Origin of the sequence: Leptolyngbya sp. Cla-17 (assembly GCF_016807185.1) — a bacterium.
Taxonomy (GTDB): Bacteria; Cyanobacteriota; Cyanobacteriia; order Leptolyngbyales; family Leptolyngbyaceae; genus ULC077BIN1.
The window spans coordinates 1,238,781-1,250,677 of the sequence record NZ_JAEVYN010000001.1 but is presented as its reverse complement, the minus strand read 5'-3'; the positions used below and the strand labels follow the sequence as shown (position 1 = coordinate 1,250,677).

The following is an 11,897-nucleotide window of genomic DNA, read 5'->3' as shown; positions in this document are numbered from 1 at the left end:
ACGGATGCAATTTAAGCTGCCTGATATGACTGCTCTAAAACGCGATCAACTTTGCCAAAAAAGGCAGCTTCCGAAAATTGGCTGACCGCATGATCTCGAATATGCTGATAGTCCCAGGAAATGTCGCGAGCCTCCAGTAACGCCGATTGCAACGCTTCGGGTGTTTGCCGTTTGAAGAATGTGCCTGTTTCACCTGGAATTTGCGTATCCAACACCCCACCAGCGCCATACGCAATTACAGGCGTGCCACTAGCATTCGCTTCCACCGGAACCAAGCCGTAGTCTTCCAACGCAGCGACGACAACAGATTGAGCCGATGACATTAACTGGGTCCGCTCCAAGTCGGTCACCTGTCCCAAGAATTTTATGTTGCCCATTGCTTGTGCTTGCAGCCGTTCGCGTTCAGGACCCTCTCCAGTGATGACCAAATTCCAGCCCAACCAGTTGAAGGCTTCAATAATGACATCCAATCGCTTGTAGCTGATCATGCGCGCAGAAGCGAGATAGAAATTCTCTTTTTGGGATGAGAAGGTGAAGCGATCTACATCGATTGGATAATTGATCACGATCGCATCTTTGCCATAAATGTCTCGAATACGCTTCGCCACAGTGCTGGAGTTCGCAATATACAGGTCAGGCTCCTGGGCATATTTCAGGTCGTATTGCCGCATTACCTGGAATATTTTCTCGATAAACGGGTAGAGGTTTTGATAACCGCTAAATTCTCGCAAATAGGTTTGTGTATCCCACAAAAAGCGGGTGACGTTATGGCAAAAGCAAATATGCATCGCATCAGCACGCTTCCGCACCGCTTTTGCGAAACTGGTGCTGCTGCTAATGATCAGGTCATAGTCTTGCAAATCGAGGGCACGAAACGCGGGGTAATAGAAAGGAGCCATCAGCCGGAAGTTTTTTGCGGCTCCTGGAATGCTTTGCAGCATGGTTGTGTGAACCAGGCGATCGCCCAAATCGATTGTGCGCTGAGGATCATATAGCGAGGTGTAGATATCTGCATCAGGAAAGCGTTTACAGAGCAGTTCAAAAACGCGCTCTGCGCCTCCTTTTTGAGTTAAATAGTCGTGAACCAATGCAATTTTCATCACTACTAACCAGCTTATTTTTCAGATAGTATCTGTGAGCGTTATAAAGCAATTTTGCTTTTGATACTCTCCGCATATCTTGTTGCTTAAATATGGAAATAGCGGCAACAAAATAAGGACTGGTAGTTGACCTGATTATCTTTATAATGAACTACTTGAAGAAGGTAAAACATGATTTGTTCCACCCTTCATAAAGCCTTGATTTCCTCGATGAAAAGGTATTACTGATTGACTGGCTAATATAAATTTTACAAACTTTCAATAATAAAATATCTATCTTGTGGCTATTTTTCAACTGTCTATCTTTCTGCTTTTTTCTAAAAACCACCAAAAATTCTAAGAACACCTAATATTCCTGAGAATGGTCCTATAAAGGTGCTTGTAGAGTCAAGAAAAGTCGCAAATCCTGTTTTTTTGACAATGATAATGTCATTATTTCGCAAAGCTGGATTATCATTTTCACCGACTCCTCTTGTCAAATCAATTGAAATATCTCGCTTGCTAACGCTGCCGTTTGGATTGACTCGAATAAGACTAACATTACTTTTTTTTGCCTTCTGATTAAATCCTCCGGCTGTTAGAATTGCTTGGTTTAATGGAGTATTTGGTTGAATAGAAACTGCACCTGGTCTTTCAACTTCTCCTACAACATTGACGCTAATTCTTTCAGGTGAAAAGCTAGCAGTGGCGAGTTCAGAAATTTCGCGATCACTCACCGAAGTGGCTTCAGGAATTTCTACCGTATCTCCATCTTGTAATGGCAAATCTTGCAGAGCATCTCCCGCTTTTAATAATTTCCACAGATCTAATTTCACCAGTTGAGGAGCGCCAGATCGAGTGAATCGTTTCACCTGAATATTGCGGATATCTGCTAGTTGCGTGATGCCACCTGCCACTTGAATCGCACGAGTCACGCTGGGCACTTGCAGCAAGTTAGGATTAACCAGTTGCGCTCCTTGGGCAACATTGCCTTCCAGCAAGGTGTAAGGTCCGGGGCGATTAACCTGTCCCACTATCGTAATTTTGAGGGGACGACTGTTCTGAGTCGCAAAATTAGCGGATGCCAGTTGTCGTGCTTCGTCCAAATTAACGGTTGCCGTTGCCGGAATCAGAATGCTGTCCCCATCTTGCAGGCGCAAATCTTGCCGCAAATCTCCAGCCTGCAATAGTTGCCAGAGATCCACCGTTACCACTTGATCTCCGCCGCTACCAACTGGGCGCAACCGACGCACTTGCACCTGCCTCAGATCGGCGACCTGGGTAACGCCTTCAGCAAGCTGCACCAAGCGAGTCATGGTGGGTAGGTTTCCGTCTGGCTGAGAGGCAGCAGCAGTCACTGTATAAGAGCCGGGACGATTTATTTCTCCCGCGATCGCAACCCGAATCGGACGTGCCGCCACCAAGTTCACTGTGATCACCGGAATTTGCAAAACAGGAGAATAGCGAGCTGCAATTGCGCCAGATGCTTGTTTGAGCGTTCTATTTTGCACACCTACAGCACCAACGAGTGGCATATTCAGGGTGCCGTTGGGCAACACTGTATATTCACCCGTGATTTCTGGAACGCTAAACACATCGATCTTGACGCGATCGCCCGCTCCTAACAAATAACCATCGCCCTCCGGTAACGTTAGAGAATTTATTGAACTGGGTTGTATTTTTGCCGGAGCCTGAGCGATCGCGGGTTCCATTACCAGGCTAGGCAGTAACGTCCATGCGGCTATCCATACCAACGGCAACGATGCAAACCGTTTATCAAGGTATTTGAACCACGACCCATAAAGTGAAAAAAAACGAGTGGTAGAAAGAGACATAGGTAGAGACAGCGGGAGAACAAGGGCGATCGCAATCAGTTACAAAAAATAGCAGAGTAATAAATCAGCGTTTAACAGCTTCTCCGTATAGGGTGTTTTGAGAGAATCAAAAAGAATATTAACTCCCTAATTTCACGGAGAAAGACGCGCTCCCCTATTTGTTCGTCCGTAATGCCCGCTTCTCCGGAGAGTTTTGTATCAGCTTCTTAAAGTTCCCATTAAGTTTCTGATAACAAAGCAAAGAAACGCAAAGTTCTGATGAAGATCCTGATTGCTAGTTAAACCCGCGAATAGCTAAGAAAGTAGCTTTGCCTTATTGGTGTTCTTTGTTGGTTGAATCCATCTAAGCCTATCTATCTACTCTTATCGCGTTTGTTCCAGGAGTTTTCAGTGTATGACCAGATCATGGGACTATCCGGGACGAAAGCATCAAGCGGTCATACCAGCCACTGCAAATGGTCAAATCGCACCAGGCAAGATGCTGAAACCGATGAAATCTAAAAACGATGAACAGGTGCCCGCTTTAGGTCGCCCAGAAAAGCCACCCATTCCTTATGATGTTCATACAAATGGTCCCCTCACCTATTTTCAGTTTTATTTAGATGAGGTAGTGCAATCTGCTAATGCAGCTGAGTCGGCTGAAAAACAGCAATCAATTTCCACAACGGTATTGCTGGGGGCGGGGCTTGTGGCGGCAACCGTGGTGTCCGGGCTGTTGATTGGAGATGCCCTAAACAAACCGACTGCTCCGCCAGATACAAAAACACCGCCACTTAAGCCTAAGCAACGGGCAAAGGTTTCGGTACTTCGCCCAGTTTCAGCAGCACCCGAAAAACTAGAAGCCCAGCGATCTCAACCCCAAGCAATTCCACAATCTGTTTCGGCTCCCCGTGTTTCCCCCCGCCAAAATTCAGTTAATCAGACGACCCCACAAAGCTTTGCGCCCATGCTGCCTAGTGTGACGCTTGCCACCGTTCCAGAAACGTTAACGGTGAGCCGCAGTCTGCCAGCTAAACGCACCGTGACAAGTGCTCCCCCCCCGGCTGGCATGAAGCCGTTGACACGTCCTGCCTACCAAGATTTGCCCAACCTTCAACGTCCTCCCTTGCCCCCCATAACTGCGAGCAATGCTTTGCCTGTCTCGGCGATTCGTGAAACGATCCCTACGGGAATCGCAGTTCCAGAGAGCATTAACTCTGAGCCATCTGGCGCAACATCCACGCTAGGCAACCCGTCTCAACCTTCATCAACTGTAGCCAATCCCGTGTCCTTGCCCCGTGAGCAACCTAACGCTGAGTTTTCCCCAATAACTCCTCCACGGGTAGAGAACGAGCTAGCTGCACCCAAACCATCCGTACCTGAACCTGCGACTCCAGCAGCCGAGCCGTCTCAGTTAAATTCGACCCCTAGTGCGATCGAATCGAATAACGCGATCGAATCGGAGGTGCCCAATAGCGCTACCAAAAGCGCAGCGTTGACTGACCGTTGGTCTGCAATCGCTTCTTCATCCTCAAATTCTTCCACTCAGCCTGTCGGGTCGCCTGGTCGCCTGCAAGATTTTGTCGCTTTAGCACAACGGGCACCTGTGGCTAAACCGATGACGCTCATGCCTCTAACTCAACAAGCTGCTGAAGAAGCAGGACAGTACAGGCAGCTTGAAAAGTTCGCAATTCGTCAGGTCGCTTTTCAGGATTATCAAAAGGAGTGGTCAGCAAGCAGCAAAAGCTCTGACAGTGCTGGCTATCCTGCTTATGGATTCATTGACTACCAGCGTCAGGTAATTGTTGTTTTAACCGAGCAGCCACAGGCAAACCCAGTTCAGTCGCAAAAAGTTACTCTGCCAAATTCATAAGGAATTTTGACTTGGTTTCCATACCTAATCCTACGACTTAGGCGGGGCTAGCCAGAGCGCTAAATTTCGTAGGTAGGCTTTCAAGTCGGGAAGAGCCTGGGGTTCAGTTTGCATGGTGTCTCCAGGTGGCTCATCGACAAAGCTGGGACAGTCTAAGCGGGCATCCCAGTTGTAGTCACAAAAGTGATGAAAGGTCGATTCGGCTACGGCGCGCCCCAGCAGGTTGCCTTGGGCAGCTTGTTCCCGCTCAAACGCGATCGCCAGATTGAATGTGCGCCCCGTAATCAGGCTGGTTCCAGTAGCGATCGCCCTTGCATAAGGATTATTGACAGGTGCACCAACGGCACCTTCATGGGGATGCGCTGGTAAAAATTGAATTATGCCCGTTGTGGCAGCGGGATTTTTTAGCAAGTCGTGAGTGGGTTCCACAATAGTGATGTGCTGGCAGTCTCCATTTCTCCCAGAGTGATAGTTGGGGTAGGAAATGTGAGTCGTGTAGGGATCATCAATACAGTGGCGCAACGGATCAGGATCGGGATTTTTGGTATGGAAATAATGAGCATCGCCCACCCCTGCCAAAGCGCAAGCCGAGCAGCCTAAATCCATATGGTCGCGGGTAACTACCATGCCACCGCCCCGTCGCCGAAAATCTGAGATACCTTCGCAGTCTTTTTCACTGATGCCATCCCCAACATCCACAGCAAACAGCCACAGTTCATCAAAGTCTGAAGTATCCAGTGTACTCAACACCGGATCATCGCCGTTCTCGTTGGCTTCGCGATCGCGTGAGGTGACTTCACACAGGGGATTTCCTGCCTCATCTTGCAGTGACGATAAATAATTATGCAGCAGCGAGAACCGGGCAATGCTCCAGTCATCGGCTGTTGTAGGAATCGTAGTTTGCAGCAAAATCCGAAGGGGAGACATAGGAGAAAGGAAAAAGGGATAGGCGACAGAGTTCGATACTCAAACCCGTTTGTTTCTTACTAACTTAGTAAAAAACCCCAAGACATAAATGCCCAGGGGTTGAAGTTAACTACTCACTCAAAAACTATGCTTCATAGGGAGCGACACCACTGAATTTCAGCTTAGCTGGATCAGGGTTGCTGCCGATGTTGCGATCGACTTTACCGTGATAAGCACGACCCGGATTAACCTTCTCAGGGAAAACGCCATCGGCAGGGTGCAAGTATTGCACTTCTCCATTGGGGAAAATGCGATAGACTTTGTAATCCATGATTTTCATCTTCCGCAATTGCTGACCGCCTAATGCTAGACATTGCTCTTTACGAGCTAAGTACAAAAGGTTTTCACCTTGTCGCATAACAGCAGCGCCACCAGTCGGCATTTCAAAAACCTGTTCGGTAGGGCTAGTCCAGGTAATTGCGTATTTTTCTTCAATTAGGGCTTTTGTCAGCAGTCCACCAGTGCTACCACCAAAAATGGGAGGCTGTCCAGTAAGAGTTTCTACCATTGGATGTTTCTCTCAATGTTTTAGGGAATCCTATCACTGAGCTTGACCCCTTCTGTGGTCTTTTCGGGGAACTGTAACAGTTCTTTAGCTATCAGCCATTAACCTTTTGTTTACGATAGTTATCAGATACTTGATGCGCTGAAGGTATCGCATTGTTTGATGCTACCCGATTGAACGCCGCGCTTAAACCAGCGCACTCGTTGGGCGGAACTGCCATGGGTAAATGAATCGGGCACCACATAACCCCTTGCCTGAGACTGCAAGCGATCGTCTCCAATCTGGCTAGCCGCATTTAAGGCTTCCTCAATATCGCCGGGTTCCAAAATTTGCTTCGTTTTATTTGTCCGGTTTGCCCACACGCCAGCAAGACAGTCTGCCTGAAGCTCGGTTCTCACAGAAAGCTGATTGGCTTCGGTTTTGCTCACTTGCTGCTGTAGTTGGTTTACTTTGGGTAAAATACCAAGCTGATTTTGCACATGATGCCCCACTTCATGGGCAATCACATAGGCTTGAGCAAAATCACCCGGTGATTGATGCCGATTCTTCATATCGCGAAAAAAGCTGGTGTCGAGATACACTTTGCGATCGCTAGGGCAATAGAACGGACCTGTAGACGACTGCGCGACACCACAAGCAGACCGTACCGCGCCCGAAAATATCACCAATTTCGGTTCCTGATAGGTTTTACCTAACGTGCGAAACTGCTCATTCCACACATCTTCGGTTTGGGCAAGCACTGCAGCGACAAACTTAGTTTCTTCCGTTGGAGCGGGAGCGTTGCTTCCTTGGGGAGCGTTAGAGGCGGGTGGATTGTCGGAAGCCTGATCCAAAACGATGCTTGGATCGCCGCCCAGCAACGTTACAACAATGGCAAGCAAAATCGTTCCAATACCGCCACCCGCAACGGCTGTGCCGACTCCACGTCCGCGCTGATCTTCCACATTGTTACTTTGCCGACCCATTTGCCACTTCATCGTCACTCTCCCTGAGATAAAACAACCAATTGTGATCAACTTTAGCGATCTCAGTTAATCACTTCATCACCACAAGGTAAGAGTTGGCTAGAGAAAATTCTTGTTCACTTAGACCTGACTACCATCCAACTTGCCTAGTTATGTTTGACACTCCCGCTCGTGTATATCAGAGCTATGATGCTCGGGCTGGTATTAGTATTGGGAGAAGAATCGGTGTCTAACGTGATTGTTCAGCTTTTGATCATTGGTCTGGTCGCTGGAATTGCAGGTGGCATGTTTGGCATTGGTGGCGGCGCGATTATGGTTCCGGCGATGGTGTTGCTGTTGGGTATGGATCAAAAGTTCGCAACGGGCACTTCGGTGGCAGCGCAAATTTTGCCGATTGGGTTGTTTGCCGCGATCGTGTATCAGCGCAATGGCAATTTAAACCCCTGGCACGCTTTATATATTGCGATCGGGTTGTTAATTGGCAACTTGTTTGGGGCATTGTTCGCCAATCAACCCTATGTCAGCAGCGAGATGATGAAAAAGCTATACGGCGTTTTTCTGTTTGTGATTGGCGGACGCTACCTATTTTTTAGATGAGTCGTCCCCAACGATTTGGGTCTGATATTCTCGTTCGCTCATCAAGTCTTGGGTGGTTTCTACGCGATCAAGGAAAACAATGCCATCCAAATGATCAAGTTCGTGTTGAAAAATCCGGGCGACGAAATCCGTGAGGGTTCGCTGATAAAGGTTGCCATCTCGTCCGGTATATTCCACCTGAATAGTGGTATAGCGCGGCACCAAGCCCCGAATTCCTGGAACACTAAGGCAACCCTCCCAGCTTTTGTCGGTCTCTGGTGAGTGAGCAATGATGCGTGGGTTAATCATTGCTGTGGGTGACATTTCCGGTGCATTGGGATAGCGGGGATTGGGGCGAGATGCCACGATGAATAATCGTATCGACTCGCCCACTTGGGGAGCAGCAATTCCTACACCATTGGATTGCTCCACCGTTAGCAGCAACTGGTCAATCAGCGTTTGAATCTGCGTATCGGGTAAGGAGAGCAGCGGCGAATCACTTGTTAGAGGAATCACCTGTGCTACCCGTCGCAATGTTGGATTTCCCAGCTCAATCACTGCCAACGGTTTAGTATTTTCCATCTTTTGACTCTTCACTCCTCGTTCACCCTTTTTCATGGTGCGTTTCGCTACGCTCACACAGCCTCAGCGATCGCTGTCCCTATTCTGTTTTTTACTCTCCTGCTTGTGCAGTTTGAGTGGGGAATGTGCCTAAACGCACCGCTAGATTCAGCAATTGCCCACTGCGCTTCACTCCCACCTGAAGGGTTCCTCCGACTGCGTTTTTATCTATCGCTTGTTGCACTTGATCAGAAGTCGCGATCGCGTCACCATTGATTTTCTGGATTATATCTCCCAGCTTCAGCCCACCTTGAGCCGCAGGTGAGTTCCGCAGGATGCCGACAACCACAACACCGCGATCGTCCGTGATTCTCAGGTTCGCTTCGGGGTCACTGTTGATCTGTTGTCGCAGGGCAGGAGTCAGAGTTACCATGCGAATTCCCAAGTAGGCGTGATCAACTCTACCTTTAGCAATCAGTTGGTCGGCAATTTTTTGCGCTGTGTTAATGGGAATGGCAAAGCCTAAGCCTTGAGCACCACCAATGATTGCGGTATTCACCCCAATAACCTCACCGCGCTGGTTTAGCAGTGGGCCGCCGGAGTTGCCAGGATTAATCGCTGCGTCGGTTTGAATAAAGTTGACGCGTTTATCAGGAACCCGTACCTCCGAACTGCTGCGTCCAGTAGCGCTGATGATACCAACAGTAACGGTATTATCTAAGCCGAGCGGATTGCCGATCGCGATCGCCCACTCTCCTGGTTTCAGCCGCTCCGAATCTCCCATAACCACCGTTGGCAGATTGGTCGCTTCCACCTTTACCACTGCCACATCGGTCAAAGAGTCTGCGCCTAACACACGCCCTCTCAATTCCCGTCCATCCTTCATCGTCACCGTTACCGTATCGGCACCACTCACGACATGGGCGTTGGTCACAATTAGTCCATTAGAACGAATAATGAAACCCGATCCCTGCCCCCGCTCTACTCGACTTGAGGGACCCAAAGGAATTTGCGACCCAAAAAATTGGCGGAAAGCCGGATCATTAAAGATTGCAGGTACACGCCTCCTCACTGTTCGAGATGAGTCGATCCGCACAACTGCCGATCCAACGCGATCCACTGCGTTGACCACGAAGTTAGAATCATTGCCTGAAAGAATGCCACTACTGCGGCTCGGTACTTGAGCAATTTCCATTGGTTTCGCTATCGGGAGCGTTGCTGCTGGCGTTGCTACAGATTGCTGTGCTGCGGCACTGGAGGAAACCCAGCGATCGCCCATCAATGTCACCCCTACCCCAAATAGCGGCAACGTCAAATAAATAGCAGACTTTTTCCATGACAATCTTTGAGATTCAGGTCGGTTGGCTGAAGTGTTCATCGTAGTCCTGTTTCGCATGAGATTTATATCGATTAATTCAAACTGTAACCAAGGAGGATGACGTTTGGATAACGTTTTCGTTACAGAAAAGTGATACAGCGGCATCCGTTACTTAGACGCAGAACGGCTCTTTTTGCTCCTCACACAGTCTTAATATAGGTTCCCCTATCTGTCATTTTAAGTTCATCTCTGAAACACGACATCGACATATCGCTTTGCGACTATAGGACAACAGGTGAATGAACTGCGGTAGACATCAACCACCATTTCAAGATCAAGAAATTGGTTGTGTTGGCTAGGTGAAACCTTTTCAGGAAGGGTGCCTTGGGTTTGATGTCTGCCTTTTTATTTGGGCGTTACTGACTAGAGATATAAATCTTAGAGATAATAAGTCAAATCTGCTCCCAACCTAGCCTTTTCTGGCTGGAAGAAGGAATTTCAAAAGGTCTGAAAGCCTTGCTCCCTGAGGAAAAAGACTTGGGATGAGGACAAATCAGCTGCACCTTGCCTTCTATTTTTAAACAAAGCGGTGAGTGAATTCACAGGTCAAATCGATGCGCCCTTTACGCAGCATGGCAGGATCGAGACGCTCAGTCGTGTTGCAGGTCATGAGAATCACGAGTTTTTGATCCGATTGCATTCCCATTTCGTCGATGACGCTGCGGTAAAGGGTGCCATCCAGCAGGCTAAGAATATGTTCAGTTTTGTTGCTGTATTGCGCAACTTCCATAGAACGATCTTGGGCGAGGTTGTCGGCTTCATTGATGATCAGGCAGATACGCTCTAGATAGGGAGGTGGGGCAAAATTTTGGACGGCATCGTGATCCAAAATAAAGGTGACATAGCCAAGGGAAACCAAAATTTCTTTGGCGATCGCCTGAGTCCAAACGGTTTTACCAGTCCCTGGTTCACCGCTCACCAGCACCGCCAGTTGATCTTGATCCAAAATTGCTTGCTGCACAATATCGGTAAAGGCTTGAATTTCTTGGGGAAAGCTGCGAATGGAGAACTGGGATTGAATCTGTCCCACGCGGCTCTGATACCCGCTCAGCATAACTGCCAACCCATGGGTTACTTTGCGAACCAAGGGGCTAAGATCGCGGGCTAGCAGAGTCAAGCGGCGTTCTTTACCCACATTGTCAATTTGCAGCCACACTTCTGGGTCTTCCCAGTAGCCATAGGCGGTATTGATGACATCAAGCCGTTCCCAGTTGACAAATTGCTCAATCGGAAAGTAAAAAAAGCGATCAAGATAGTGCTGAGTAATGAGGGTGGGTCGTCCTAAAAACTTGAGGATCTTAAGAATGATGATTTCTCGCAGTCGGCTGAAAACGTGATCAATCGCGATCGCATCCCGGCTGATCATCGGCTTGATCGGCGTTTCCACACTCAGCACATCAGTAAAACGGTGATCGGGATAAGGCGGATCGGGGGTGATATAGTTCCAAAAATCATCCACATGATATCGCGCCTCAGTGGAGAATAAATTCATCATATTTGCCCACCAGGCAAACTCATTGCGCCCTGCAATGTTCGCCAAGTTGCTGTTGAGGCTAAACCACTTGTGAGCCAATTCAGGCGTATCTCGTAACACCAAATCTGCCAAGAATTTAGGATCGATCTGTCGGTAATAAGGTCGCCACCCCGCGCTCAAAAGTCCCTGCGCCTGCGGCTGCCTGGAGTTATAAGGATCAAATTGATCGAAATAGGTCATAGGAATGGGGGTGAAGCATGGGAAAATGCAGCGGCAGAAGCGATCGCCAGAACACAAACATTCACCCATGATAACGAGTGAATCTGTAAACCGCTCGGCGCTATACTACATTTGTAGCATAGCAAGAATATCTGTATTGGTAAGCTGAATGAGTCAGCGATCGCAGTGAAAATAACACCATCTTGGGGAGCGTTGCTCAAATGGTAGAAAAAGCTAAGCTTGCACTGGATGAAATATTATAAAAAGCTAATCACTTGAATAATGCGATCGCGAAAAACGTTCAAGAAATGATTACTACTTCTGTTCAAATGTGGATAGCAGACCATCCGAGTGTGGCTTGGGTGGTGACTCATCCCCTGTGGGCGATCGCAGTGATTTTACTGACACTTTTATCTTCTTGGGGGTTATTAGGAGCTATTGCCCGATTCATTCAGCAAGCATGGCTATTCATCTTACAAGCACCCTC

10 protein-coding genes are annotated in these 11,897 nt (G+C 48.2%); 2 read left to right on the top strand and 8 right to left on the bottom strand.

All coding sequences use genetic code 11. The annotated features are described in order from the left end of the window. Nucleotides 1–11 precede the first annotated feature (11 nt). Nucleotides 12–1,100 carry a glycosyltransferase gene (locus tag JOY44_RS05540; protein ID WP_171572686.1) on the bottom strand — a complete coding sequence of 363 codons (1,089 nt, stop codon included), beginning with the start codon at nucleotides 1,098–1,100 and terminating at the stop codon, nucleotides 12–14. Between the two features lie 317 nt (nucleotides 1,101–1,417). Then, the gene (locus JOY44_RS05535; RefSeq protein ID WP_197984986.1) at nucleotides 1,418–2,914 is read right to left on the bottom strand and encodes a polysaccharide biosynthesis/export family protein; all 1,497 of its coding nucleotides are present in this window, start codon (nucleotides 2,912–2,914) and stop codon (nucleotides 1,418–1,420) included. Between the two features lie 394 nt (nucleotides 2,915–3,308). Between JOY44_RS05535 and JOY44_RS05530 the strand changes: the two genes are divergently transcribed. Beyond that, the gene (locus JOY44_RS05530; RefSeq protein WP_171572685.1) at nucleotides 3,309–4,766 is read left to right on the top strand and encodes a hypothetical protein; all 1,458 of its coding nucleotides are present in this window, start codon (nucleotides 3,309–3,311) and stop codon (nucleotides 4,764–4,766) included. A gap of 30 nt (nucleotides 4,767–4,796) precedes the next feature. Here the strand turns inward: JOY44_RS05530 and JOY44_RS05525 are convergent, their stop codons facing one another. The 3 genes from JOY44_RS05525 to JOY44_RS05515 form a co-directional block, all read right to left on the bottom strand. Beyond that, nucleotides 4,797–5,693, bottom strand: coding sequence for a hypothetical protein (locus JOY44_RS05525; RefSeq protein WP_171572684.1), 897 nt, complete (start codon nucleotides 5,691–5,693; stop codon nucleotides 4,797–4,799). Between the two features lie 124 nt (nucleotides 5,694–5,817). Next, nucleotides 5,818–6,240 (bottom strand): photosystem I reaction center subunit II PsaD, encoded by a 423-nt coding sequence (locus JOY44_RS05520; protein ID WP_171572683.1) that lies wholly within the window; start codon nucleotides 6,238–6,240, stop codon nucleotides 5,818–5,820. 122 nt (nucleotides 6,241–6,362) lie between these two features. Further along, nucleotides 6,363–7,214 (bottom strand): neutral zinc metallopeptidase, encoded by an 852-nt coding sequence (locus JOY44_RS05515; protein WP_171572682.1) that lies wholly within the window; start codon nucleotides 7,212–7,214, stop codon nucleotides 6,363–6,365. A 213-nt stretch (nucleotides 7,215–7,427) separates the two neighbouring features. On the opposite strand from JOY44_RS05515, the gene JOY44_RS05510 reads away from it, so the two are divergent. Then, a complete protein-coding gene (locus JOY44_RS05510) occupies nucleotides 7,428–7,799 on the top strand; it encodes a sulfite exporter TauE/SafE family protein (RefSeq protein ID WP_171573717.1) in 372 nt (123 codons plus the stop codon). Here JOY44_RS05510 and def read toward each other — a convergent pair. The 3 genes from def to JOY44_RS05495 form a co-directional block, all read right to left on the bottom strand. Then, on the bottom strand, nucleotides 7,785–8,360 hold the full coding sequence (gene def, locus JOY44_RS05505; protein WP_171572681.1) for a peptide deformylase: 576 nt from the start codon (nucleotides 8,358–8,360) through the stop codon (nucleotides 7,785–7,787). The two genes, JOY44_RS05510 and def, sit on opposite strands and share 15 nt — an antisense overlap. Before the next feature lie 91 nt (nucleotides 8,361–8,451). Continuing rightward, complete coding sequence (locus JOY44_RS05500; protein WP_207211158.1) at nucleotides 8,452–9,717, bottom strand: HhoA/HhoB/HtrA family serine endopeptidase; 1,266 nt, start codon at nucleotides 9,715–9,717, stop codon at nucleotides 8,452–8,454. 517 nt (nucleotides 9,718–10,234) lie between these two features. Beyond that, nucleotides 10,235–11,431, bottom strand: a complete 1,197-nt coding sequence (locus JOY44_RS05495; RefSeq protein WP_171572679.1) for an AAA family ATPase — start codon at nucleotides 11,429–11,431, stop codon at nucleotides 10,235–10,237. Nucleotides 11,432–11,897 lie beyond the last annotated feature (466 nt).

What these genes read in the sequence shown, in the direction of transcription:
- JOY44_RS05540 (WP_171572686.1), bottom strand. Translation starts at nt 1,100, where the DNA reads ATGAAAATTGCATTGGTTCACGACTATTTAACTCAAAAAGGAGGCGCA.
- JOY44_RS05535 (WP_197984986.1), bottom strand. Translation starts at nt 2,914, where the DNA reads ATGTCTCTTTCTACCACTCGTTTTTTTTCACTTTATGGGTCGTGGTTC.
- JOY44_RS05530 (WP_171572685.1), top strand. Translation starts at nt 3,309, where the DNA reads ATGACCAGATCATGGGACTATCCGGGACGAAAGCATCAAGCGGTCATA.
- JOY44_RS05525 (WP_171572684.1), bottom strand. Translation starts at nt 5,693, where the DNA reads ATGTCTCCCCTTCGGATTTTGCTGCAAACTACGATTCCTACAACAGCC.
- JOY44_RS05520 (WP_171572683.1), bottom strand. Translation starts at nt 6,240, where the DNA reads ATGGTAGAAACTCTTACTGGACAGCCTCCCATTTTTGGTGGTAGCACT.
- JOY44_RS05515 (WP_171572682.1), bottom strand. Translation starts at nt 7,214, where the DNA reads ATGAAGTGGCAAATGGGTCGGCAAAGTAACAATGTGGAAGATCAGCGC.
- def (WP_171572681.1), bottom strand. Translation starts at nt 8,360, where the DNA reads ATGGAAAATACTAAACCGTTGGCAGTGATTGAGCTGGGAAATCCAACA.
- JOY44_RS05500 (WP_207211158.1), bottom strand. Translation starts at nt 9,717, where the DNA reads ATGAACACTTCAGCCAACCGACCTGAATCTCAAAGATTGTCATGGAAA.
- JOY44_RS05495 (WP_171572679.1), bottom strand. Translation starts at nt 11,431, where the DNA reads ATGACCTATTTCGATCAATTTGATCCTTATAACTCCAGGCAGCCGCAG.